We start from the raw sequence: 24,694 nt of genomic DNA, 5'->3' as shown, positions 1-24,694 counted from the left end.
CCTGATGCTACAGTGAGCAGGAAATGACGGCACCGGCTTGACTAGGGCGCACCGGCAGACGGCCCGTTTGGCGAGTTGCGATTTAAGGACTGGCCGTGAGGAAACAAAGTCAGCATTAGCCGATTTAATTGACGTTGGCCGTGGGTTGCCGTCTGAGGCTGTGCGGGGACTTCTGGTGCTGCCTCGGTCGTGTCAGAAGCAGCGGCGTCAGGAGTCGGATCGGTGCTTTCAGGTGTATTTGCGGGAGTCTCGCTGACCTCAGGATTTGACGGTTCAACCGAGTCATTTGGGCCGGCTACATGAGTATCAGCCGGGGGTTCTGGAGTTAGCCCCCTCTGACGGCTGCTGTCTCCAAATACCGAACCTGCCGGCACCACTTGCTTTTGCTCAATGTCGCTAGACAAAATCGTAGAGCACGCACCGATGCAAGCATTAGCTCCAATTTTGCTAGTGCCCACTACCAGCACCCCTGCCCCGATGATCGCGCCCGCCGCCACCTCCAAGTTTCCTTGGTGTGCGTGGAGAATCGCGCCCATACCGACGCACGCACCGGCAGCGATAGTTATCCGACAGCCGGCATCTGCTTGCAGAATCACCCCCGGCGCGATCGCCGCACACTCATCAATGACCACATCGCCACTAACAAAAAAGTCAGCGCTGCCTATCGGTCGCAGTAGCGGCAAATACATGGAAATAGGAACCTCTTTTTCATCCAGAGTCAGTTGCCAGCACTCAGAAGTCAGGGGTTAGCGATTAATCCCTAGGAACCGTGCAGCTCTGTATTAACATCACTACACTCCCCTGAGCGCTGGCAATTCCTTTAAAAGCCTTTAGCGACGCGAAGCCGTAGCATTAGGCCGCTGGATAATCGTCTCCAGCACGCGGCGCTTGGCTTTGGGGTCAATGCCAATCAGGCGCACGTATTCGCCTTGATGTTCAGCGATGCAAGCTTCTAGGGCAGCCACCACATCAGATTCACGAGTCCCTTCTATCGGGCTACAGCTCTTCCAAGAACTGGTTTGGAACCGGCGCTCGTCGGCGTGTTCCGTGCCAATCTTGTATCCTTGAGCCATCAGTTGGCGCACCTGCTCGATCGTTTCGCTAGCGATGGTAGAACTGCTGACGGATGCACTCGAATGAGCTGAACGAGAGACCTGTGCCGAGGCGGGGGCAGAAGACTTAGACACCCTGCCATTAGGCCGCTGGATAATCGTCTCCAGCACGCGGCGCTTGGCTTTGGGGTCAATGCCAATCAAGCGCACGTACTCGCCTTGATGTTCAGCTATGCAACCTTCTAGGGCAGCCACTACATCGGCTTCGCGATTCGATTCAATCGGCCCGCAGCTCTTCCAAGAACTGGTTTGGAACCGGCGCTCATCGGCATATTCTGCACCAACCCGGTATCCTTGACCCAAAAGCTGCCGGATTTGAGCGTTCAAATCGCTATCGAGGTTGGCACCACTGCCCGATGCAGACCCGCCACTGCGGTTGCGTCCTAATGATGCCGGTGCAGCTGTTGTCGAGCGGTTGGATGCCTTATCATGGGGCCGCTGAACAATGATCTCCTGTACCCGACGCTTAGCTTTGGTGTCAATCCCGATCAGGCGCACGTACTCGCCTTGATGTTCGGCTAAGCACCCTTCCAGTTCAGCAAACACGTCTGCTTCACGACCAGACTGAATTGGCGTACAACTTTTCCAAGAACTGGTTTGGAACCGGCGCTCATCGGCGTGTTCCATGCCAATCTTGTAACCTTGTGCCAATATTTGGCGCACCTGTTCAACGACCTCGGCACTCAAACTCTTACTCTGCATCGAACGACCTCTTGAGCCATTACCATTATTAGATTTTGTTGTATTAGATGTTCCTTTCTCATCACGGACGATGGTAATACAGCCAGCATCCTGAGCGCACTGATACCCAATTCGCAGTGCATCATTAATTCCCACCACATGGCGAGAAAAATGCAGATCGTCTTCTTGAACGTCTGGCAGTCGGTCGGCTTGCTGCTGGTTGGTAATCACAGCCCCCGAAGGAACGTATTTTCCTGGGGGAATCTCCACATCTTGGATCAAGGCGTGCATCATCACGATGCAACCTTTACCTACGCGAGCATTAAATACGGTCGAACGAAAGCCAATAAAGCACTCATCCCCGACATAAGCTGGCCCGTGAATCAGTGATAAGTGCGTAATTGAAGCATTGCTGCCGATCCAGACTGAATAGCTTTTTTGGTCATCCCCTATCACGCGGCCTTGCTCAAGTCCGTGAATCACCACCCCATCTTGAACATTCGTGCCTTCACCGATATGGAAAGGGCTGCCTTCATCGGCCCGGATATAAGTTCCTGGCGCAACCATGACATTCTCGCCGATGCTGACATCTCCAATAATGTTGGAGAAAGGATGCACGAAGGCGGTTTCATGAATACTGGGTTTTGCCAAATTCTTTGACCAGGGGGTTGGGGGCGCCGCTTGATTGCGGGCTGGCATAAATAAGTTCCTCCTTAAACACTTAAAAAGCTTTTTGTCAGGGTTCAGTCGCCAGATGTCAGTTTTCCTTGGCTTTTGAGGAATTACCGCTAACCACGGAACTCTGACAATTGACAGTTATCGATATTGGTCTTTCTTGCTGTAAAGCAGGCGATTGTCCACACTTACGGTATCGATAATCGCCACAACCAAAGCATCGAGGGGCCGATTTTCATTCCCTGGAACTTGGCGGGCGGCACTGCCCCGGGTGACAAGAACCCACTCATCAACGCCGGCCCCGACGGTATCCGCTGCCACCTCATATCCGGGCAAAGGGCGTCCCTCCTCATCTAGGAGTTGCAACAGAAGCAGTTTAGAGCCTCTAAGACTTGGTTCCTTTTGGGTGCTGACGATCGTGCCCCGAACTTTGGCCATTTGCATTAGTTTTTACGGTCTGCCAATCGAGCGAATGCCACCCAGGCTTTCACGAAACTGTTCAACGGCTTCGGTGTAACGAATGGGCAGAACGTACTCTAGGTTCTCGTGAGGACGGGCGATGATGTGGGTAGACAAGACTTGTCCGCCATTCACGCGCTTGACATTTTCTACGCCGGCGGAAACAGAGGCTTGCACTTCAGAGACATCCCCGCGCACAATAACGGTTACACGACCGCTGCCGATTTTTTCATAGCCCACGAGGGTGACGCGGGCGGCTTTAACCATTGCATCGGCTGCTTCTACGACTGCCGGAAAGCCGAGTGTTTCTACCATTCCAACTGCAATTGACATTTGTTCTACTCCTAAATTAAGTTTTGCGGAAAGGACTTTTCCGAGAAATTCCCTGGTTTTTACGTGGCAAAACTGGGCAACAACTGCCAAGTTCTTTTTGAAAGCCTTTAAATCAACGATTAGTGGAGGTTGTGGCCAACTCAAACCTATCGGATTACGCGATTGCCACTGGACAGGTAAAACTCACTAAATTACATTTTCCCCCTGTCTCTGTCTTTTGCGAAGGGGTCAAAGTTTTCTCCCACATGGAGTGTTAGTAGCTTCGGAACTGTTCAACTGCTTCGGTGTAACGAATGGGCAGAACGTACTCTAGGTTTTCATGCGGACGGGCGATGATGTGGGTGGACAAGACTTCTCCCCCATTGACCCGCTTTACTGATTCAACCCCAGCGGCGACAGAGGCTTGCACCTCTGAGACATCCCCCCGGACAATAACGGTACAGCGACCACTGCCGATTTTTTCATAACCCACGAGGGTGACGCGAGCGGCTTTGACCATCGCATCAGCGGCTTCCACGACAGCCGGAAAGCCTTTGGTTTCAATCATTCCAACTGCGATTGACATTTTTTATCTCCTGTAGTCCGAGCGTAATTAACTGGGTATACCCAATTAAGATCCCATAAAATTTTGACGGAAATGCTGATTTTTCCTAAATGAGAAAAAACTTTAGCCTTACCAAATTTAAGAATAGGGAACGTTGGCTACCTTGACAATATAAATCATTATGATTAATTTAAATTAAGTAAATTAAAAAAACTTAACCTTCTGTTCATTGTTGTGACCGGCTGCATCGAAGATGGCACGTTTATGGGCCGGTTGCAGCAGTTTTATAATTTTTTTATTACTTTCACATAAGATAGGCTTTTATCACCGCCATTCTCCACGCCAATAGATGAGGGGCAGCATTGCCAATCGGTTGCCGATTCCTTAGCTCTGGTGGCCAGACAAAAATTACAAAACCCTTATTCTGCAAGACTTTGAGGGCAAACCTAGACTTAAGAGGAAACGCTTTGGCGGATGCTCTTCACAATGGTGAGGGTTGCGCTTATAACCAATTTGTGCATTGCTCAACCGGCAAAGGTTGCTTGTCACCGTGAGCGCAACTAAGCCGGTTTAAACACCTATTGCATTTGAGTACAAAATCCACTTATCTCAGCTTAATAGGTAAAAACGCTTAATCTCTCTAACCCGTATAAGTAAAAATTAGAGGCGTTATTTATGATTTTTTTGTCTGGAATACTTAACTTTCAGGGCAGCTATAGGTTACGCTAGACAGAACAAAAGTTAAAAATTATTCATTGAACTCAGACGGAACTCCCAGGAAACACGGAAAGCGTTTCAACAGAGTTCGGGCAAGGTTCAATAAAGTCGGTAATTTCATAAGGAAATTTAGATGAGAGACTTCTTCCTCCAAACAAGTTGGTGGATACCTTTCTATGGCTTAATTGGCGGGATATTAACCTTGCCGTGGTCAATCGGGGCGATCCGCCGCACGGGGCCACGACCGGCAGCCTACTTTAACCTGTTGATGACCGTCTTGGCTTTTGCTCACGGGTGGATACTCTTCAACTCCACCTGGAACCAAGAACCCCAAGAGGTCATAATCCACTGGCTGCAAACAGCAGATTTAGATTTATCCTTGGCCCTAGACATTTCCAGCGTCAGTGTGGGGGCAATGGAACTGATAACAGGTTTAAGTCTGCTAGCGCAAGTCTTTGCCCTCGGCTACATGGAGAAAGACTGGGCGCTGGCTCGCTTTTTTGCCCTCATGGGATTTTTTGAGGCGGCGATGAGTGGGCTTGCCATCAGTAACTCTTTATTTCTCACCTACGCCCTGCTAGAAATTCTCACCCTTTCCACCTATTTACTGGTGGGATTTTGGTACGCCCAGCCGCTGGTGGTGACGGCAGCGCGAGATGCCTTTTTGACCAAGCGGGTGGGAGATATCCTGTTGCTGATGGGCGTTGTGGCGCTGGCAACGATGTCGGGAAGCTTGAACTTTCCCGATCTGTATGAGTGGGCAGAAACAGCCCATCTCTCTCCCGCAGCAGCTAACCTCTTAGGCTTAGCGTTGATTGCTGGACCCATCGGCAAGTGCGCTCAATTTCCCTTGCATCTTTGGCTAGATGAAGCGATGGAGGGGCCAAACCCGGCTTCTATCTTGCGAAACTCAGTCGTTGTCGCTTGCGGCGCTTATGTGTTGATTAAACTACAGCCCATATTGGTGCTCTCGCCGGCAGCGCAAACAGCACTTATTGTTTTAGGCACGATGACAGCAATTGGTGCCTGTTTGGTGGCGATCGCCCAAATTGATATCAAGCGAGCTTTGTCTCATTCCACCAGCGCTTATTTAGGGCTGGTGTTTATCGCAGTGGGGCTACAATGGACGGGGTTTGCCCTGCTATTGCTGTTTGCCCATGCGATCGCAAAAGCACTTTTATTCATGAGCATTGGCTCTGTGATTATAACAACCAACAACCAAAACCTCACAGAAATGGGCGGGCTTTGGTCACGGATGCCGGCAACCACCACAGCTTTTATCGTGGGTTCTGCTGGTTTAGTGGGACTGCTGCCTTTAGGCGGTTTTTGGGCGCTTAGACAAGGCGTTGATGTTTTTTGGGTCAGCCATCCTTGGGTCGTGGCAGTTGTGTTATTGGTTAACTTCCTCACCGCAATTAATTTAACCCGCGTGTTTCGTCTGGTGTTTTTAGGCAAGCCCCAGCCTAAGACTCGCCGCGCCCCCGAAGTTCCCTGGCCGATGGCAGTACCAATGGTGTCTATGACAGTGATCACGCTGTTAGCGCCGCTGATGATGCTGCACTTGTCACTGTTGCCAGACTGGGCGTACCTGAACCCAGCCGCTGTCGCGCTGCTAATTTTATCGGGCTTAGGCGGCGTTATTGTGGGCAGTTCGCTTTATTTGGAAAGATCTTGGTCTAGATCGATTCTCTCACCTGTGAGATTTGTACAAGACTTGTTATCTTACGATTTCTACATTGACCGGCTTTACCGCCTCACGGTTGTTTTTGCTGTCGAGCAATTTTCAAGGATTACAGCTTGGGTTGACCGCTATGTGGTAGATGGAGCTGTTAACTTGGTGGGACTGAGCGCTATTTTTAGCGGGGAAAGCTTGAAGTACAATGTTTCTGGTCAGTCGCAATTTTATGTACTAACTATCCTCTTAGGAGTCAGCGCTTTAGTGATTCTAATGATGGGTTATGTGCAATAAGTAAGCGGCAAACTGAGAGAAGCGAGAAGTCGGGAAATTGTTTCACTTTTCTCGCTTCTTTCTGTCTCCTTGCGAGAAGCCGGTCAAACTCGTCAAACAAAAACTTTTTTACTAGCTTGTCTATAAACTCTCAATCCCAGCGTTGCCCTAATCTGAGAGTAGGTAAATTCCTATAAGAACTAGCACTAAGGTTCTGTATTTGTGAGCCGGTGATATTTTTAAAAAGTTAAGGGAGTTGGAGACAAAGAGATTTTTGCTTTTTGCCTTAGTTTGCTTTTCCAACTTTCTAAAATAGATATTGAGACAGTGACCCTGTTGACATACAATAGTTTTACATATCTAGTAAGTCATTGACGCCGGCCTAATTTCTGTTATGAGAAAAACTGTTGCCGGTTCCTGCTAAACAAATCTGAGGCCAAAGGGATGTGAGGTTAAACTTGACCGGCTTGTCAGCCAATCAGGTAATGCTGTCATTTCCTCTCTCAAAATGCAGGTTGGCAATGAAAATCCTCTAAAGCTATCATCGACAACTCGGTGAAATCAAAAAATCTAAAAGTTCTCCCTTGGCTTTACGAGTTAGACAGGAGAAATGTATGGCTTATCCCAGGATAGTGCTAAAAAACTTTTTACGATTGATTAAAATAAATGATTTTGCTTTTGCAACGACGCAATTCTTGCAAATCAAAAATAACCGAGTTAAATGCAGGTTAAGATAAGTTATGAGCGCTCACAATTGATGAGCCGGTCGTCATAAAATTTGACTAAAGGAGGGAGATTTATTAATGCTTAGTGCCTTAATTTGGGTGCCAATACTCGCTGCTGCTCTCATTGGGTTCTGGCCAACAGCAATGACGCCGGTTCGGTCGCGCCAGCTAGCTTTAGTGATTGCCGGCGGGCTGTTTATCTGGACGCTGATTCTGCTCAGCAAGTTTGATGCCGGCGCGGCGGGGTTTCAGTTTACCGAGTCCATGCCCTGGATTGAAGCGTTAGGTTTGACCTATAACCTCGGTATGGATGGTTTATCTTTACCACTGATCGTTTTAAATGGTTTACTCACCTGGATTGCCATTTACAGCAGTGATGAAGATGTGCAGCGGCCTCGATTTTATTACGCTTTACTCTTTTTACTCAATGCCGGTGTTGTCGGCGCATTTTTAGCACAAGATTTGCTGCTGTTTTTCTTATTTTATGAGCTGGAACTCATTCCGCTGTACTTCTTAATTGCCATTTGGGGCGGACAGCGGCGCGGTTATGCAGCCATCAAATTTCTCATTTACACAGCAATTTCTGGAATTCTGGTTTTAGCATCATTTTTAGGATTGGTTTGGTTCACCGGCGCTTCAACCTTTGCTTACGATTCGCAACTCGCTCAAGCCTTACCTTTAGGAACACAAATGTTGCTGCTGGGCGGAATTTTGCTGGCATTTGGCATAAAAATTCCTCTGGTTCCCTTTCACACTTGGTTGCCAGACGCTCACGTTGAGGCATCTACCCCCATTTCAGTGCTGCTGGCTGGGGTGCTCTTAAAATTGGGCACCTATGGACTGCTGCGGTTTGGCTTGGGCTTGTTTCCCGATGCGTGGGCAGCTTGGGCACCCTGGTTGGCTAGCTGGGCAGTAGTGAGTGTGCTCTACGGCGCATTCAGTGCAATCGCCCAAACAGATATGAAAAAAATGGTAGCCTACTCCTCGATTGGGCACATGGGCTACATTCTTTTGGCGTGTGCTGCCGCTACACCCCTGAGTGTGCTGGGGGCGGTTTTCCAGATGATCAGCCACGGTTTGATTTCAGCGCTGCTGTTTTTGCTGGTTGGAGTTGTTTACAAGAAAGCCGGCAGCCGTGACTTGAGAATTATCGAAGGATTGCTCAACCCGGAACGTGGTTTACCCATGATTGGTAGTTTGATGGTGTTGGGCGTGATGGCGAGCGCCGGCATTCCAGGTATGGCGGGATTTATTGCGGAATTTATAGTTTTTCGCGGCAGTTACCCCGTTTTTCCTGTGCAAACGCTGCTGGCGATGGTGGGAACCGGCTTAACGGCGGTTTACTTCCTGCTTTTAACCAACCGTGCCTTTTTTGGCCGGCTGTCTAAGCGGGTGATTAACTTACCTCAAGTTCGGTGGTCAGATCGCACGCCGGCGATTATTTTAAGCGTAGTCATTGTTGTTCTGGGAATGCAGCCAAGCTGGATGGTGCGCTGGAGTGAGGCGACGACAACCGCAATGCTGAACAAACCCCCAGTAACCTTGACGCTATCCACTATCCCGGAAAGTCAAAAGTAAAAATGTCAAAGGTAAAAGACAGCAGAAAAAAAGTCTTTTGCCTTTTTCTAACTAACTTTTAACTTTTCTATCCCTGCTTATTTTTTGAGGATAACTGCCATGACAAAAGCTGCTTTAAAATATTCTAATCATCCCCTGGCAACTTACATTGAGAAATTGGAAGCTGGTGATGCACTGCTTCCAGATTCGCCAGAAAATGTGTTAGAGGTTGTGGGAATTCTTAAAAGCTACGGCATCGTTTTAGATGCTTACTCTCGCAATCTCATTTACATTGCTGAGCATCAATTTTTAGAATTATTTCCCTTTTTTAAATACTTCGACGGGGAATTTTCGGTTAAGAAGTTGCTGCAGCATTGGTGGCACGACAGAATTAATTTTGAGTACGCAGAATATTGCATGAAAGCGATGCTTTGGCATGGCGGCGGCGGTTTGGATGCTTATTTAGATTCGCCAGAATTTAGTCGGCTGGCTGAGAAAGCAATTCAGGCTAAGCTTAAGGGCAATTTTCTGATGTTGGGACTGCACCGGCTGTTTCCAGAGTTTTTGCCAGAACAGATCAGACAATTCGCTTACTATAGCGGTTTGGGTCAGTTTTGGCGGGTGATGAGTGATATGTTTATCTCCCTGTCGGATCGCTATGACAGAGGGGAAATTAAAACAATTCCCCAAGTTGTCGAGCATATTTTGAACGGTTTAGTCGCCGATGCCAATAAGCCGATTACCTATAGCGTGAAGATTGGGAAAGAAGTGTACGATATCCTTCCTAAATCTGCCGGTTTGACGTTTCTTACCGATACCGGGGTGCCTTATGTAGAGGCGATTTTCTTCCGGGGAACGCCGTTTCCGGGCACCGTTTCTTACAACGCCCAAGCTGCTCAAATTCCTGCGGATCAGAGCGATTTTACCTATGGCGCTTTGTATGCAGATCCGCTGCCTATTGGGGGTGCCGGCATTCCTCCCACCCAACTGATGCAAGATATGCGCCATTTTATCCCCGAATATTTGCATGAAGTTTACCGCACCAGTTGCCGGGGTGAAGATGATTTGCGGGTGCAAATTTGCCAGACTTTTCAGAAGTCAATGTTTTGCGTGACAACGGCTGCAATTCAAGGGTTAGCACCGCATCCGTTAAATACATCTGATCCGAAGCAGCGGCAAGCAAATCGGGCGTATTTAGAAAGTTGGATGAATCGATTTACTGAGTCTCGTCTGGCAGAAGTTAATAAGCCGGACGAACGATATTGCCAGCTATTTCCGGAGAGATAAAAGCACTTTTTGTACTAACAGATTTTTTGCCGGCAAAACGGGAAGATCGGTGTGTGAAAAGTCGCAAAACAAATAACCCTCATCCCCCAGGCGAAGGGGAGAGCGTTTCGGGTTCCCTCTCCCACAGGTGAGGGCGCTTGGGAGTTCGATTCTAGATTTTTCAAACCTCCTCTTACGCAAAATCGCAAGAAGTTAGGCTTAGTAAGGGCGGGTACGTTAAGAGGATCTGTACAATACTGAATTTAACCTCTCAAACCGCCCTATTCTCAAAATCGCTGAAAATATAGAAATGTGCAGAGCATTATCGAAAGTTCTGCTCTGATTAAATTTCAGGCTTTAATTTTCAAAAATAAGCTGACATTCTGCTGACAAGAAAATTGCCTTCAAATGGCGCGAGTCTTCTTCTAGTGTCCCATAATGCTGGGGCAAAGACAGGAATAAATATTTCTAAAGGCAGAAAAGCGAGCGCAGCTTTTTTTAGCAATTTGCGAAAAAGTTGCCTATTTTCCCCAGCTTGAACCTCTTTTTATATCTAAGATTCTTCCATTTCAAGTTCAATATTTTAAATTCAAAATGATATTAGCTGCCGGCATCCCTTTAAGGTTTCAAAAAAAATAATAATTACTCTCTCAGACAAAAAAACTGTGTTCAAGTACCAGATTTTCTATATTTTTACATCTGTCCTCTTTCGATTTACGACTTAAGGCAGAGGCTTGATAAAAAACCAAAGGGTAGGTTTCAGTTGATCCCCATTAGGGATTATCCTGTTTAAAGCAAAGCTTGTTATCGCTGAGCCTGGGTCTTATGACTGTTTTTCCCTCTTTCTCTATCGGTCGTCGAGCTTCCTCTGCACGCACTCTGGGAAAACCTTTCCAGTCCATACTGATCATGTTTGGCATCACCAGTGTGATGTTGGGTGCGATCGGCAGTCGGCTTGCCCAACTACAGCTAATTCAGGGAAACCGCAACCGCCAATTGGCAGAGAACAACCGAATTCGTTTGCTGCCCAAACAACCAGTGCGGGGTAATATTTTTGACCGCAAAGGCAAAATTTTGGCCAGTAGCCGCCTCACTCATGCTGTATATTTGTGGCCTCTAGATTTAGAAAAAACAGACTGGCCCAGAACGCGCAATCGCCTGTCTAAAATTCTGAATACCCCTGAATCAGAATTGCAAAAGCGGCTGCAAAAATCGAAAAGCTATAAATCGAATGAGCCAATACGTGTTGCCCGCAGCGTCACCCCCGCCCAAATCACAGCACTCCAAGAATATAGCAGTGAGCTGAAGGGAGTGAAGGTGGATATCGAAGCAGTGCGGAATTACCCGAACGGCATTTTAGCCGCTCATGCCTTGGGATACACCGGCGAAATTAGTGACTCGGATCTTTACGATCTTCAGGAGCAAGGTTATCGCCTGGGTGATGTTATCGGGCAGATGGGAATTGAACAAGCTTTTGAGAAGCAATTGCGGGGAGAGTGGGGCGGGCAGCAGGTTGAAGTTGATAGCATGGGCCAAATTTTGCGGGTTTTGGGTGACAAGCCGGCAAAGGCGGGTCAAGATTTGCATTTAACCCTCGATCTGGACGTGCAGAAGGCAGCAGAGGCAGCCCTAGGCAATAATCAAGGGGCGATCGTGGCTTTGAACCCCAACACAGGGGAAGTTCTAGCGATGGTGAGCCGGCCTGCTTTTGATCCGAATATCTTTTCCACGCGCATTTCTGAGAAGACGTGGCAAGAGTTGCAAAGTGCGGATCACCCGTTTGTTAACCGAGCGCTGCGAGGATTTCCCCCGGCAAGTACCTTTAAGATTGTGACAACAACTGCCGGTTTAGAATCAGGCGAGTTTTCTCCCGACACGTATTTAGGAACTTACGGTTCTTTAACCTTCGGTGGCATTGAGTTTGGGGAATGGAATCATGCCGGTTTTGGGGTTTTGGGATTTGTTGGAGCACTTGCTTGGAGTAGTGACACGTTTTTCTATCAAATCGGCAGCGGAGTCGGCCATGAAAAGCTGATTCAATGGACGCGAAACTATGGCTTTGGCGAAAAAACCGGCATTGAGTTAGCCGAGGAAGAAGCCCCTGGATTAGTCCCGGATGAAGATTGGAAGGTGCAGGAAATCGAGGAAGGATGGTATCTTGGAGATACCATAAATATGTCAATTGGTCAAGGATTTTTACTGTCTACGCCGCTGCAAGTTGGGGTGATGTTTTCTGTGCCGGCTAATGGCGGATATAAAGTGAAGCCGCACCTGCTGAAGGATAATCAGCCGGCGCAAAAATGGCGAGAGTCCTTGAATTTGAAACCCTCAACGGTGGAAATTTTGCAACAAGGACTGCGAGAGGTCGTTGCCGGCGGCACCGGCGCAGCTTTGAATGTGCCAACCATTCCGCCGGCTGCGGGTAAGTCTGGGACGGCTGAAGATCCCCCTCGTCTTTCTCATGCTTGGTTTGGTGGCTATGGGCCAACTGATAAGCCAGAAATTGTGGTTGTAGCTTTTGGGGAAAATTCCGGCGGCGGCGGTGGTTCGTTTGCTGCGCCAATGGTTTTGCAAGTATTGGAGACGTATTTTAAGGCAAATAAACCCGCTAAGCCTAAACCCGTCCAGCCGGCTGCTGAGTAGGTCAGCCATTAAACTGGAATTTTACCTTTACCCCCTGTGATCGACGGTCAGCTCATTTCTCTCAGTTTGTTTTCCGGTGCCGGTGGTTTAGATTTGGGGATGAATACGGAGTTACAAGAATTTTTTATTATCCCACCGGCACTCCACCTTTGCTAATAGTAACCACAATTTAATTTACAAAAGCGCAACCTCATATATCGCTTGACGACTTGTAAATTCACTTAAATAATTATGGGATTCTGGAATATACAATCCAGACAGGGAAACAGTGCCTAAATTTAACGCATCTCGCTGTTGCCAAATTTCAAAAATAGCCTGCCGGCCATCATTGAAAGTCAGTGGATCGATTTGATAAACTTTAACCTGTTTTTCTACTTTTCTTTCTATCATCTTCATCGGCTTTAATTTTAATCCCAACAAGCTTAGAATTTTGCCGAGTATTTTTATCGAACTCACACACCCTTTTCCTGTTTCCACAGGAATGCTAATTCCAAGCGACCTTTTAATATGCTTGCTACACCGGCACGCCTTTGCCTTCAATTCCAGCAACTCTAAATCACTCTCCTGAAACTCACGTTCTGGATGAAGGAAATCTAAAATTCCTAAAGCTTTTAAGGCTTCAACCTTCAACGTGTAAGTTTGTACGTCAGGGAGAAAAACTCGTCCTTCACCTTTTTCTAACTGCTGGTTCCATTCCTGCCGGTCTTTAAAATAAAAATACTCGCTTTCATGGGTTAAATAATAATGCGTTAAAAGTTGCGAGTAGTACCCTCTGTCATCCCGCAGCTTCAATTGCGGCGTAACTTTCACACCATACCGCTGTTTCAAGATATATTTATTAACTTGATAACGCTCCTCATCTGTTAGCGCGTGCTTAACTAACAAATATTCATATTTTTCCCGATTAAGATCAATTGCCTGAGCAACAGCTTCTGCAACGTGTAATTCATTTTGCTGATGAATTTGTCTGAATTGATGTTTAATCAATAAATACTGATTCGTGTGTTTCTCAAAGGTTTGCTGAAGTTTTACAATTTCTAAAATCAGCTTTTTTCTAGTTTCCCAATGCTCCGGATTAACCGTGAGAAATTCCTGACGCAGCTCTCTGAGGCGAGTTTCTGGGGGAGCATTATTAACCACATTTACCTGATGTCCTTCAGCAATTAAACCCTCTCGCAGGGACTGCCGGTAAAAAGTAATCGAGGCATTGACTCGCGCCGCCATTTTTGCCCAAATTCTCAGGTGAATTAAGTCATAAACTAAAGGTAAATCCACATCAACTTTGTGCAGTGGATTCATTAAAGCTAAGTTTTCTCTATGATTTTCTTGATACCAGTATGAAAGCACCCGGTAATTTTTACTGCCACTGCCAATTGAGCCGATACCCCGCTTTGCACACCAGATAAACCGAGGAATGCCGGCGCGAACTCTGGCTAATGCCTGTCGTGCTTCCCAGTCTGGAATTACGCCTTGAAAGATGCCATAAACGCAGTCAAAATGTTCCACATCAATGCTGATGCCGGTTCCCAAACTGGGAGTTACAAAAACCGCGTCATAATCCTTTGCTCTCTGGTTAATTGCCTCTGCAAAATTGACGGCTTCGTGTCCAGGTGTGCTGGTTGTTTGAGAGTTCACAACGAGCGTTTTAGGATACTGATGAATCAATTTTTCTAAATGCTGTTTGAGATAGCACTCTATTGTTTCTGAACTGTAAAGTCCTGACCGACTATCGGTTGTAACATAACACTTTTTTCCCGCCATTAAATCTTGCTCAAGCTGCTGAATCAGCGGCGTTGGGTTTGGACAGTCATAGAAAGTAACATTCCAATCAATTTCAGGTTTCCACTCATTCACCACAACCCACGGCTCAATTGAAATGCCGGCCAGTTCTTTGAGATAATCTAAAGAAAGGTCTGATAAATCGGCATCTTGAGCGATCACCGCACCGCCGGTTTGCATGACTGTAGAAATTAACTGCTGGAAAGTTTTTAAAATTTTAACGCGTTTATCTTTACAAGTTTCGCTGTTGAGAAGATGCCATAAGCACTGTTCCACCTCATCCAAAATCACCAGCGCTCCTTGCCAGTGTTGAGGGTTGAGTTTGCCTATAGAATCTATACACAGTCCGAGTAATTGGGAATGAGAATTGCTTTTGGCTTCCTGTATTCCCCGATTATTAATCCAATTTACTCCGATTTTTTCACACAAAAAACGCCCTAGTTGAATTCTGTGAGTCAGCAGCAAAACTGCTCGGCTTTGTTTTTTCGCTTCTAATACCAACTCTAAAAGCGCAGTTGTTTTTCCAGTTCCCTTGGCAGACTTAACAGCTATTAATCCAGATGTGGGAAAAGGCAGTTTTCCTAAATAGCGCCGGTTAAGAATCAATTGCGGCGGGTAGGTAAACTCAGTGTGGGGTTTAGTTTTAGCTAAATCAGTTTCTAAATCTGCGCTTGCTTGATAAACCGCTTGGAATGCTTCAGCACCTTGAGCGACAATAAAATCATCCACTCCTTTTTCTAAACCGGGAAGTCTGATGACTTTAACTGCACAGTTTTTTTCCTCTAAAAGCTCACCCAATTGAGTGATCGCTTGATTGACTGCTTTGATAGTTTTCGGCTGAGTTTCATAATCAAAGCAAATGTAAAAGGTGCGCGCCGGCACTGTAAGCGCTGCCAATTCAGGAATTAGCCGGCGGCTCATCACTCTGCCTTGTGCGTCTCGCGTCACCCGATAGCTGCTGGTAATTCCCGGTACGGCAAGCGCAGCATATCCCCGACTCAACAGCGCCGCCGCTTTCTTCGCACCTTCACAAATAATGAGCGGAATTTGCGCCTCCACCACCCACTGCCAAAATCCCCGTGCTTCCCCTCCTTCTGCGATCTCAGGGTTCGCCGGCACCGGCACTCCATAGCGATCAGCAATTTGCTGCCAGATGTGAAGCGGCACTTTCAGACAAAATACCCGTGTCGGGGTGCAGGGAGGATGCTCGTACTTCACCGGCTTGCCGTTTTTATCCTGCCTGGGATGATTTGGCTTGTAGCACCCCCATTCCATTAAACCCCAATCATTGAGCGGATCTCGTCCCGCACACCACCATCCCCCATCAGCTACCTGAGCATAACGATGCAGCCATCCACCGCTCACTCGTCCGACGTTATTGCGGTGTATATCATCGGATATTAGTAAATGCGTGTAAATTGCATCTTCTTCCAGAGACGTGAAGTTGAGCGAAGCCAGAGTGCCGTCAATGCCACTCTCTTCAATTAATTCTTGCAAGTGTTCCGGGTGCAGACTTTGCCGATGCATGAGCGAGTATCCTTCCCAAGGGTAAGCGACGGATCTAAAACCCTATCACGACCGGCGACTTTATAACCGGCAAATTTACCCGTAAAACACTAAATCTAGTGTGTGCTATTTTGCTGTATCCTATATATGGGGTGTGATGCCGTCCCCACTCAGCCCCGCTCACTCAAAAACGACCGTCCGATTCCCGTAGACTAACACGCGATTTCGCAAATGCAAACGCACCGCACGCGCTAAAACTACCCGCTCTAAGTCTTTTCCTTTGCGAATCAGATCGCTAGTTGTATCCCGGTGGCTCACTCTCACGACATCCTGCTCAATAATTGGGCCGGCATCTAATTCATCGGTTACATAATGTGCTGTCGCGCCAATAATTTTTACCCCACGCTCATAGGCACGCTCGTAAGGATTTGCCCCCGCAAAAGCCGGCAAAAATGAATGATGAATATTGATAATTTTCGGAAAATTGGTGATGAAATTACCACTGAGAATTTGCATATATTTGGCTAAAACAACCAAATCAATTTTGTATTGCCGCAGCAATTCTAATTGTTTAGCTTCTTGCTCTAATTTATTTTCCTTTGTCACCGGCAAGTGATAAAAATCAATTCCAAACTGCTTCGCTACATCACCCAGAGCCGCATGATTGCTAATCATTAAAGGAATCTGAGCCGCAAATTCCTTTGCTCGCTGACGCCAAATTAAATCCAGCAGACAGTGATCTTGCCGGCTTACCCAAATTGCAATGCGGGGCACCGTATCGGAAAAGTGTAACTGCCAACTCGCTTGTAGCGGTTCCGCAATTTCTGCGAATGCCGGCGCGATCTGATCACGAGGCAAATCGAATCCATCTATTTGCCACTCCAGCCGGCTGAGAAACAACCCAGCCGTAAAATCAGTGTGGTGATCGGCATGAATAATATTGCCATGATGGGCATAGATAAAATTCGCTAACTTAGCAACCAGTCCCCGTTGATCGGGACAAGACACTAGCAGCGTTGCAGTAGGGCTAGTCATAAACAGGGTGCATCAAAATAAAATCGTTTGTATCAACATTGTGCCTTGAGAAAGCTTGCCGGCACGCACCCCTGAAACTTATTGCAAAAATCCTAACAGACACGACCCACAAATCACGACACCTGGTGCAAAAATCTGAACATACCAACCCGCACTATCTACGTCTGCCTAACGATAGATTCTCGCCCACATCTGCGGCTTATCAATCTATACCTAACGACAGATTATCACTTACATCTGCGGTTATCTGCGGTTTAAAACAAAAAAAATCAATAGCCACCCAATAGCAGGCACAGCCTCCCCATCCCATAGATCCGAAGCTTAACCTGTATAGCCCCAGACTTCACCGTGCCGGCAATCTGCTTTTCTATAAAATCAAGTTCAATCGCGCCCCATGCCGGCCCCGCTCATAAACGTTCCCCATTGCCGTAAACTAGCAAGAATCTGTGACGAGACATTGCCAACACGAAGCCGCTTGCTAGGGAAACAAAGAAATATGGAGAGCAATGCTGGGTTTATTATCAAAGTGCTGATCGCTTCAACTGCCATATCTGTTGCGATCAAGTACGCAGGTGCAATTGCCACCATCCGCCCAGCGCCTAACTTAGCCTTAATCGCGGTGTTGCTGCCAACCGTAATTATGGCTATAGCCCTTTTATGGCGATCACAGCAACAAAAGAGTGAAGGATAAAAAAATTTTGAGCGAAAAATTTTCTTTGTTGACTTGATCGCTCATTCCTTAAAACTGATCCTTCTAAACTTTTTACGCTTCTTCACCAACATTTTACACTCTACCTCTAAGCCCAAATGAAAAGGAGTCAGCACTGTGGAACTCGGTAAATGGATCGGTTTATTAGCATTAATTCTTTCCTTATACATACTTTGGCAAATTCGGCAAGTTGTATTACTACTATTTGCTGCAGTTTTGCTAGCAACAGCCTTGAATATGCTGGCTCGCCGGCTGCAAAAGTTTAAATTGCCAAGGACAATAGCTGTGCTGCTGTCAGTAGCGCTTTTCCTAGCCGTATTAACCGGCTTTTTCTTATTAATTGTGCCACCTTTTGTAGCGCAATATAAAGAACTCACAACAACCAAGCTTCCGCAAGTTATAGAACTCTTAAATACTTGGCGAAATCAGCTCAGACCTCGCGTTCCCGCGCAGTTCATCGAGTATTTACCAGATGTTAAAAGCTTGACCCAACAACTACAACCGATAGTAGAACGGATTGTGGGTCGCTCGTTTGTCTTTTTGTCTAACTCGCTAATTATTATCGTCAACTTTTTACTGGTGGTGGTGCTGACACTGATGCTGTTAGCTCAGCCAATGTCTTACCGTAAGGCGTTTGTGCGGCTGTTCCCATCCTTCTACCGGCGGAGGGTGGAGGTGATTCTTGACCGATGTGAAATTGCCCTCGGCGGATGGATTTTTGGCGCACTTATCAGCATGGGTGTTGTGGGAATGTTAAGCTTTATAGGCTTATCTGTTCTGCACGTTCCAGTGCCTTTAGCTCAAGGAATCTTGGCAGGATTGCTAAACTTTATTCCCAATATTGGCCCAACTTTAAGCGTTGTGTTACCGATGGGAATCTCGCTTTTAGACGCACCTTGGAAAGCTGGAGCGGTGTTTATTCTCTACTTCTTAATCCAGCAGTTTGAAACTAACTTGCTAACGCCCTACGTCATGGCTCAACAGGTATCACTGCTGCCGGCAGTCACCTTATTAGCCCAAGTATTCTTCGCCACTTTTTTTGGATTTTTAGGGTTTTTATTGGCGCTACCCCTAACAGTTGTCGGCCAAGTTTGGGTGCAAGAAGTATTAATTCACGATGTGCTAGATATGTGGCGGACAGGTGAAGATGCAGAGGGGACTGAAACAGCGGGTGTGGTTAACACGCCAGCCGCTAATACGCTGCCGGCTGAAAGTTATGGGCCAGTTGATCAGCCGGTGCTACCCGAAAACCCTCCAGCCGGGAGTACACAACCTCGCAATCATCCCAAAGCTGATGATGCTGATAGGCGGTAGTTCAAGGAGTGCTGCCGGTGAAATTCCGCAATATTTGAATATCAGCGAATGAGCCTTTAACAAAGCCAATTTCTGCATCCCTGCGCTCTCCTCCTCAATTCGGACAGAAAAACAGAGTGGAGTGCCAGATTAAAGCTGATAGCGTCCCTCAACACCCAGCCAAGGCATCTAGCACAGAATTATGAGAACCATCGCCGAAATTAACGACAAAATCAGCCGCAAGTGTGCCGTAGTTTGGACGGTGGAAGAATTGAAAGCGCGGGTGAGCGAAGTTGGCGTCACCCAAGCTGCCAAGGAAGTAGACGTGATCGCCACCGGCACCTTTGAACCGATGGAATCCTCTGGAGCGATTATCAACCTTGGCCACACCGATCCACCGATTAAAATTCGCCGGTGCTGGTTAGATAATGTCTCGGCTTACTCTGGGTTTGGGGCAGTCGATTTATATTTGGGTGCCACCCAAGTTACTGAAACCGCAGATGGAGAAGAATCCCGCGAACGTGGCGGCGGTCATGTTATAGAAGATTTAATTGCCGGTAAACCCGTATCGCTACGCGCACTTGGACAGGTGACAGACTGTTACCCCCGCGCCACATTTGAAACCACTATCACCCGTGACACGATTAATCAGTTTTACCTGTATAACCCTCGCAACCTTTACCAAAACTTCATTGTGGGCATCAATGGCGGCGAACGTCCCTTGTTTACCTACCTCGGACCCTTGCAACCGCGCCTAGGGAATGCAGTTTACTCAAATCCCGGTGCCGTCTCTCCCCTATGGAACGACCCAGACTTGCAACTGATTGGCATTGGCACCCGCGTTTTTTTAGGCGGCGGCATCGGTTATGTTGCCTGGGAAGGTACGCAACACTTCCCATTGCAAAAGCGCCTACCCAATCGAACACCCATTGGCCCAGCAGCCACCTTAGCTTTAATTGGAGATGCCAAGCAGATGCAGCGCCGTTGGGTGCGCGGGTGCTACTTCAAAAATTACGGCCCTTCCTTGATGCTGGGTGTCGGCGTTGCCCTGCCGGTGTTGCGCGAAGACGTTGTGGCCAACTGCGCTGTGCGAGACCAGGAACTCGTAGCACCGATTGTGGATTTCTCCATTCCTCGCCGCGTCCGCCCCACCTTTGGTTTGGTGAGTTACGCCCAGCTCAAGACTGGTCGCATTACGATTGACGGCAAATCTGTGCGAGTCGCGCCCCTGGCCAGCATCTTTTTATCTCATCAAGTCGCCTTGGAATTGAAACAGTGGATTTTGCTGTCGCAATTTACCCTCAGCGAGCCGGTGGCCCCCCTACCGATGGATCGCTCATTTGTGCCCCAAGACTTGTGGGGCGCTCAAATTACTCTCGAATAGAGCGGGGGCACAATGGCAAAGACAACTCTGAATTTTTAATTCTGAATTCATTCAAAATTCAAAATTAAAACTCCAAAATTGTCCCTTCAACTTTCTTGAGGCGGCTCATTCGGGGGTGGCCGCTTGATGATCGGTTTAGAAACCGGCGTCTTGCGTTTAGGTGGTGTGCTGGCAGCAGCAGATTGGGGTCTGCGCGGGTTAGGCGAGGCGCTGCGGTAATTACCCCCACCCGGACGGCCTTTTCTGAAGGGCTTTGTACCGGGCCTTTTCGGCTTACCAGGCAGCGGGCCAATATTTTCACTTTCCTGAATTACAAGCGTCTCTGCTTGCCGGTTTACCTGTAAGTCCCAGAAGTGCCCGACTGCTTTACCGGCAAGTGTGCCGTTGAGCTTCAACTTGAAGAACTTCGTTTCATCGGCCTCTTTGCGAGGAGCTTGTCGAATTTTGATGACAATGTATCCCTGCTCTTGGGATTGGTAAATGACCTCGCCGCGAACGGAAAAATAGCCATCTGCAACCGGCATTGACTGAGGAGCCGGCTCCACCGGCGCATCCCCGGCAGGTGCAAGATCCGTCGGCGCAAGGGTTTCTGGCTCCCACACCCCCACAATTTGGGCGTGCAAGTTGCCATCCTTCTGACGGGTGCGCGGATAAACCACCCACAGATGCTCTTGTTCCAAATTCAGGTGATTCTTCACCAAACTCATAATCCGACCCAACAGCACAGCATCGATCACTGTACCGTCTGTGGTAAGGAGTATCCCCTGAGTGAATTGATCAGCCGAGGCAATATAGCGACCTTGAATTAAGCCAATTGCTCGGTATTGCATTGGCTCACTCGGCGGCGGAATCGGTTGCTGTCGGATGCCTGCGAGTGCTGAATTAGAGGAGGATTCATCGTCTCCCTCATTTTCTTCGCTAGGCGGGGATGTCTGAGAACTCAGAAGCGTTCCTTCACCGGCACTTTCACTTTCAGCACTGGCAGTCATTTCGGAATCACTGCCAGGGGAGGCACCGGCTGGCGATAGCGTTCCTTCACCGGCACTTTCACTTTCAGCACTGGCAGTCATTTCGGAATCACTGCCAGGGGAGGCACCGGCTGGCGATAAGGAAGGGGGCGGGTTAGTAGCCTGCAAATCATCAGGCTGGTTTGGGTCAGATGCAGCAGAGTCCGGTGATTGAGGGAACTGCTCAGGAGACATACTCATAAAACCTCCGGCAAAGACACATAGCCGATGTGAGTTGAGTCGGGATGTGCACGTTTTCTGTATTGAGATGCTTGCTGTTGACAGGTTGAGTGATGAGTGGGCGACTTTATCATAAAGAAAAACAAGCCCACAAAAGACTCCTGCTTTAAGCAGGGAGTAGTTGGCATCAGTCAGCTTATTTTACTGAATGCAAGTATGCTACGAGAGGATCAGCAAGATTTCTCTGAAATAACCCTTATGCTAAACGCTGATCGTCGTCGCGTGCAGTTCTATCAGTAGGCTTAAAGATTGCCGGTTTTTGTTAGCGGGTGCTGATAGCTGAGGATGCCTGAAATGGCTGTGCCGGCTAAGTTTTTATTGCCTTACCAGTTGGGGATTTCACCCTCAGCCATTGCCAGAAAATCCGCATTTGTAAACTTTTAAATTGTCTCAATTCTGCCTCAGTCGCAGATAAAGGCTGCCGGCATCTGCTTCACAATCGCTGCTTTTGCAGTTTCTACTGCCAATTGCTTAAAATCCCTCCTTATACGGTTCCATAAACGTCAGTACCTGACCATCTGGTCTGAGAACAACCCGAATTCTGGGGGCTTGCTCTCCTCCCACCGGCGAAACAAACGGTTCATTCTGCAACGGCATCCCGGTGCGATCTAAAAATCTTCCTGCCGTCAATCCGCGAGGCGTAATCTGCTGAATTGACCCATCGGCATTCAAAGATAAAGTGTACTCCAAAGGCTGTGTCAATCCCTCTTGAGGAGTCCAGCGCTGTTGGAAATAGGTTCTCGCCTCTTCGACTTGGGGAATAATTTTAGACGTGTCCGCTGTAGTCCCCCTGGCGACCTCAGCCGGCTGCGCGGTTGCAGAAGCTTCCGGTTCGCTAGCCCCGCTTGCTGAGGCTTGGGGCGCGGGTGTCTCGTCAGCAAGGGGTTGATCTGGCAATGTGACGGAGGGAAGCGCAGGAGGGGGTTCTGCACCTCTAGGCGCGGGAGCAATGGCGGGAGTGGGGGCAACCGGCGGCGCGACGGGTGGCGTAGATAGAGCAGGTGCCGGCTGCTGATTGGCGGTTTCCGGGGTTGGGGCGGGCGTCCTAGCGCGAAGATCGATATTCGGTGCCCCAGAAGTAGGTGCCCCAGGAGTTGCCGGCCTGGGAGATAGCAGGGGTAGGGGTGCGGAATTGCTTGCGCCTGGGGGAATTTCTGGAATCGACTGGGAGGGTTTGGCGGGGATCGCTGGATTTGAGGGAATGGGATCAGCGGGAATTTCCAACTGGCTGGCCGCGTTGGGCGCAGTTTTGGGCACCGGCACCGTCGGTATAGCAGAAGACCCTGCCGGTAAGGAATTTGGAGTCGCCATCGCTCCTGGCGGTAGTGAGGGTAATTTTTGGGCCGGCAATTGTTGCTTTGCGGGAGGCGACGCTGCTGGCGGTGGCGGAGGGGGCGCAATGGCGATCTGTTGCGACTTGGCCCTGCTCGTTTCTGCTGGGGGTGCGCTGCCTCGGTTCTCGACTTTCGAGGTGGCTGTTTGGACAGGGGCAGGGCTTTGTGGCTCAAGGAATTTGCCTACAGCCGCCGTTAAACCCACGGTAAGCAACACCACCGCTGCCGTATTCATCCAAGCCGGTGGCTCTTTTAGCAGAGATAAAATTCCTGATGATCCGGTGCGTTTGAGGCTGGGTAAAGCCACCATTTCCGTCGTGTATTCATCAAGGGCGCTTGCCAGGTCAAATAGTTGCAAAACGCCCAGATGAACCACCGGCCCTGATTCTTCTGTGGCCAGAGAACCCAAAAATAGGTTATGAGATAGCAAGCCTTTGGGTTGTAAATAGATGCCGGTGCCTGCACCCGGCGGTCTGTTTGTCATTTGTACAGCATTTGCCGGTGGCACTAATGCCGGTTTCCTCGACGGGTTGCGACTATCCACCCGATTCAGATCCGCTTGAGGGCGAGCAGCGGGGGCAGCAGCGGGGTGAAGGGTGAAGTTCGTTTCTCCGAAGCTCCGGCGATTCTCTAGGTCTGGCCGGTTGCCTCGAACCGGGTCCGGAATCTCTTCGGATCTACTCAATTCAGAATCGATATCAGACTTACTCCATTTTGTCAAGCCTGCGGACTCTATCTGGGCAGGGGACTGGTGGAGCAAGTCCTGCACGTAAGTGGTTACGGCATCACACAGGGCTTCAAGTTGGGTGCGATCTCCCCAAACAGTCACCCGCTGTTCTTCAGGCAGTTGGGGCGCATCAAAACTTAGCTCAAACCGCAAATCTTTTAGTACAGGCCGGCCAGCCCAGCGGGACAAGGGCGAACCATTCGCCATAATGACCAGCGTGCAAGTGGGGGGCGTGTATCGTTGCAAAACCATTTTGTTCTTTGTCAGGTGTCAGTTGTCAGTTGTGTGCTTGTCCTTTGTCCGCTGTCCTTAACCCGTAACCACTCGCCCCTGTCAGTTGCCAGATTCGAGCTGGTTTGTGGTGGGTTGTGCCTTGCTGTGGACTGTGAACTGCGAACTGTGAAGCCTTAGCGACTTCGGTCGAGAAGGGCTAACCAAAGACGTCGGGAACCACCCGGCCCGCTGTAGAACAATAGGTCAATCAAAAGTTTTAAGGCTAGGTGGGTTAGAGTATCCGGCGATACACTTTCTCCGTCTTCCATGCGCTCTTGATAGGTATTGCAGAACGTATCAAGATAGTCGCCAATCAAAGCAGCTTGGTGCGGTTCACGATTTTGCTCCGCAAGCTGTTCGAGGAGTCCCACAGCACGGCGAATTAATTCTTGATTTTGTTTAGCGAGATAGCAACTAATTAAAACCAGCGCCCGCGCTTCTTCCACATCCAGCTTTTTGCGCCCTCCTTGTCCTTTACGCAGGGGAGAGGACTGGCGCAGCCGCCACAAGGCAACCCGATCTGCTACCATCGATTCGATTTTCAAATCCACCGCTGCCCGAAGCATGGCTTCGGAACCAATGCCGGCCAAGGCTTCTAGGGCCAAGAGGATTAAATCTAGCTGGGCTTTGATGTTGTCGAGTTGCGCCGGTTGTGGCGCATCAGTGACTGTAAATTCCTCCCACTTGGGCACGGATGCGGGCGTCTTCACTGATGGATGCATAGCTTAAAAATAGGGCAGAGGAGCA

17 protein-coding genes are annotated in these 24,694 nt (G+C 48.5%); 7 read left to right on the top strand and 10 right to left on the bottom strand.

Features of this window, described 5'->3' with window-relative positions:
• Nucleotides 1–41 precede the first annotated feature (41 nt).
• From H6F73_RS02280 to H6F73_RS02260, 5 genes are all read right to left on the bottom strand, one after another.
• On the bottom strand, nt 42–689 hold the full coding sequence (locus H6F73_RS02280) for a carbon dioxide concentrating mechanism protein (protein ID WP_190757202.1): 648 nt from the start codon (nt 687–689) through the stop codon (nt 42–44).
• Nucleotides 690–830: 141 nt separating this feature from the next.
• On the bottom strand, nt 831–2,492 hold the full coding sequence (locus H6F73_RS02275; RefSeq protein ID WP_190757201.1) for a ribulose bisphosphate carboxylase small subunit: 1,662 nt from the start codon (nt 2,490–2,492) through the stop codon (nt 831–833).
• Nucleotides 2,493–2,609: 117 nt separating this feature from the next.
• Nucleotides 2,610–2,912 (bottom strand): EutN/CcmL family microcompartment protein, encoded by a 303-nt coding sequence (locus H6F73_RS02270; protein ID WP_190670689.1) that lies wholly within the window; start codon nt 2,910–2,912, stop codon nt 2,610–2,612.
• 6 nt (nt 2,913–2,918) lie between these two features.
• Nucleotides 2,919–3,260, bottom strand: a complete 342-nt coding sequence (locus H6F73_RS02265) for a carbon dioxide-concentrating mechanism protein CcmK (protein ID WP_147689270.1) — start codon at nt 3,258–3,260, stop codon at nt 2,919–2,921.
• 253 nt (nt 3,261–3,513) lie between these two features.
• The gene (locus H6F73_RS02260; protein ID WP_190757200.1) at nt 3,514–3,825 is read right to left on the bottom strand and encodes a carbon dioxide-concentrating mechanism protein CcmK; all 312 of its coding nucleotides are present in this window, start codon (nt 3,823–3,825) and stop codon (nt 3,514–3,516) included.
• An 829-nt stretch (nt 3,826–4,654) separates the two neighbouring features.
• Here H6F73_RS02260 and H6F73_RS02255 point away from each other — a divergent pair.
• The 4 genes from H6F73_RS02255 to mrdA all read left to right on the top strand — a co-directional run bounded on the left by H6F73_RS02255 (nt 4,655) and on the right by mrdA (nt 12,660).
• Nucleotides 4,655–6,490, top strand: coding sequence for an NAD(P)H-quinone oxidoreductase subunit F (locus tag H6F73_RS02255; protein WP_190757199.1), 1,836 nt, complete (start codon nt 4,655–4,657; stop codon nt 6,488–6,490).
• A gap of 782 nt (nt 6,491–7,272) precedes the next feature.
• The gene (locus H6F73_RS02250) at nt 7,273–8,772 is read left to right on the top strand and encodes an NADH-quinone oxidoreductase subunit M (protein ID WP_190757198.1); all 1,500 of its coding nucleotides are present in this window, start codon (nt 7,273–7,275) and stop codon (nt 8,770–8,772) included.
• Nucleotides 8,773–8,871: 99 nt separating this feature from the next.
• A complete protein-coding gene (locus H6F73_RS02245) occupies nt 8,872–10,038 on the top strand; it encodes a CO2 hydration protein (protein ID WP_190757197.1) in 1,167 nt (388 codons plus the stop codon).
• 804 nt (nt 10,039–10,842) lie between these two features.
• A complete protein-coding gene (gene mrdA / locus H6F73_RS02240; RefSeq protein ID WP_190757196.1) occupies nt 10,843–12,660 on the top strand; it encodes a penicillin-binding protein 2 in 1,818 nt (605 codons plus the stop codon).
• Nucleotides 12,661–12,834: 174 nt separating this feature from the next.
• On the opposite strand, the gene H6F73_RS02235 is transcribed toward mrdA, so the two are convergent.
• Together H6F73_RS02235 and purU are read right to left on the bottom strand one after the other, a co-directional pair.
• Entirely contained in the window at nt 12,835–15,966 is a 3,132-nt protein-coding gene (locus H6F73_RS02235) for a plasmid replication protein, CyRepA1 family (RefSeq protein ID WP_190757195.1), read from the bottom strand.
• Between the two features lie 159 nt (nt 15,967–16,125).
• Complete coding sequence (gene purU / locus H6F73_RS02230) at nt 16,126–16,980, bottom strand: formyltetrahydrofolate deformylase (protein WP_190757194.1); 855 nt, start codon at nt 16,978–16,980, stop codon at nt 16,126–16,128.
• Between the two features lie 496 nt (nt 16,981–17,476).
• On the opposite strand from purU, the gene H6F73_RS02225 reads away from it, so the two are divergent.
• The 3 genes from H6F73_RS02225 to H6F73_RS02215 all read left to right on the top strand — a co-directional run bounded on the left by H6F73_RS02225 (nt 17,477) and on the right by H6F73_RS02215 (nt 20,366).
• Nucleotides 17,477–17,671, top strand: coding sequence for a hypothetical protein (locus tag H6F73_RS02225; RefSeq protein ID WP_190757193.1), 195 nt, complete (start codon nt 17,477–17,479; stop codon nt 17,669–17,671).
• Nucleotides 17,672–17,806: 135 nt separating this feature from the next.
• Entirely contained in the window at nt 17,807–19,003 is a 1,197-nt protein-coding gene (locus tag H6F73_RS02220; protein WP_190757192.1) for an AI-2E family transporter, read from the top strand.
• A 181-nt stretch (nt 19,004–19,184) separates the two neighbouring features.
• A complete protein-coding gene (locus tag H6F73_RS02215) occupies nt 19,185–20,366 on the top strand; it encodes a homocysteine biosynthesis protein (protein ID WP_190757191.1) in 1,182 nt (393 codons plus the stop codon).
• An 86-nt stretch (nt 20,367–20,452) separates the two neighbouring features.
• Here the strand turns inward: H6F73_RS02215 and H6F73_RS02210 are convergent, their stop codons facing one another.
• The 3 genes from H6F73_RS02210 to H6F73_RS02200 form a co-directional block, all read right to left on the bottom strand.
• Nucleotides 20,453–21,574, bottom strand: coding sequence for a hypothetical protein (locus H6F73_RS02210; RefSeq protein WP_190757190.1), 1,122 nt, complete (start codon nt 21,572–21,574; stop codon nt 20,453–20,455).
• Nucleotides 21,575–22,084: 510 nt separating this feature from the next.
• Complete coding sequence (locus H6F73_RS02205) at nt 22,085–23,926, bottom strand: DUF4335 domain-containing protein (protein ID WP_190757189.1); 1,842 nt, start codon at nt 23,924–23,926, stop codon at nt 22,085–22,087.
• Nucleotides 23,927–24,081: 155 nt separating this feature from the next.
• Nucleotides 24,082–24,669: a DUF3038 domain-containing protein gene (locus H6F73_RS02200; RefSeq protein ID WP_190757188.1), complete on the bottom strand. Its 588-nt coding sequence runs from the start codon at nt 24,667–24,669 to the stop codon at nt 24,082–24,084.
• Nucleotides 24,670–24,694: the final 25 nt, after the last annotated feature.

Source organism: Microcoleus sp. FACHB-68 (assembly GCF_014695715.1).
Lineage (GTDB): Bacteria > Cyanobacteriota > Cyanobacteriia > Cyanobacteriales > Oscillatoriaceae > FACHB-68.
Note: the sequence above shows the minus strand (reverse complement) of the source record. Positions and strands in the feature narration are given on the sequence as shown.

Coding starts and splice junctions, on each gene's coding strand:
- H6F73_RS02210 (WP_190757190.1), bottom strand. CDS start 21,574: ATGAGTATGTCTCCTGAGCAGTTCCCTCAATCACCGGACTCTGCTGCA.
- H6F73_RS02215 (WP_190757191.1), top strand. CDS start 19,185: ATGAGAACCATCGCCGAAATTAACGACAAAATCAGCCGCAAGTGTGCC.
- mrdA (WP_190757196.1), top strand. CDS start 10,843: ATGACTGTTTTTCCCTCTTTCTCTATCGGTCGTCGAGCTTCCTCTGCA.
- H6F73_RS02235 (WP_190757195.1), bottom strand. CDS start 15,966: ATGCATCGGCAAAGTCTGCACCCGGAACACTTGCAAGAATTAATTGAA.
- H6F73_RS02260 (WP_190757200.1), bottom strand. CDS start 3,825: ATGTCAATCGCAGTTGGAATGATTGAAACCAAAGGCTTTCCGGCTGTC.
- H6F73_RS02200 (WP_190757188.1), bottom strand. CDS start 24,669: ATGCATCCATCAGTGAAGACGCCCGCATCCGTGCCCAAGTGGGAGGAA.
- H6F73_RS02280 (WP_190757202.1), bottom strand. CDS start 689: ATGTATTTGCCGCTACTGCGACCGATAGGCAGCGCTGACTTTTTTGTT.
- H6F73_RS02275 (WP_190757201.1), bottom strand. CDS start 2,492: ATGCCAGCCCGCAATCAAGCGGCGCCCCCAACCCCCTGGTCAAAGAAT.
- H6F73_RS02250 (WP_190757198.1), top strand. CDS start 7,273: ATGCTTAGTGCCTTAATTTGGGTGCCAATACTCGCTGCTGCTCTCATT.
- H6F73_RS02205 (WP_190757189.1), bottom strand. CDS start 23,926: ATGGTTTTGCAACGATACACGCCCCCCACTTGCACGCTGGTCATTATG.
- H6F73_RS02225 (WP_190757193.1), top strand. CDS start 17,477: ATGGAGAGCAATGCTGGGTTTATTATCAAAGTGCTGATCGCTTCAACT.
- purU (WP_190757194.1), bottom strand. CDS start 16,980: ATGACTAGCCCTACTGCAACGCTGCTAGTGTCTTGTCCCGATCAACGG.
- H6F73_RS02265 (WP_147689270.1), bottom strand. CDS start 3,260: ATGTCAATTGCAGTTGGAATGGTAGAAACACTCGGCTTTCCGGCAGTC.
- H6F73_RS02245 (WP_190757197.1), top strand. CDS start 8,872: ATGACAAAAGCTGCTTTAAAATATTCTAATCATCCCCTGGCAACTTAC.
- H6F73_RS02255 (WP_190757199.1), top strand. CDS start 4,655: ATGAGAGACTTCTTCCTCCAAACAAGTTGGTGGATACCTTTCTATGGC.
- H6F73_RS02270 (WP_190670689.1), bottom strand. CDS start 2,912: ATGCAAATGGCCAAAGTTCGGGGCACGATCGTCAGCACCCAAAAGGAA.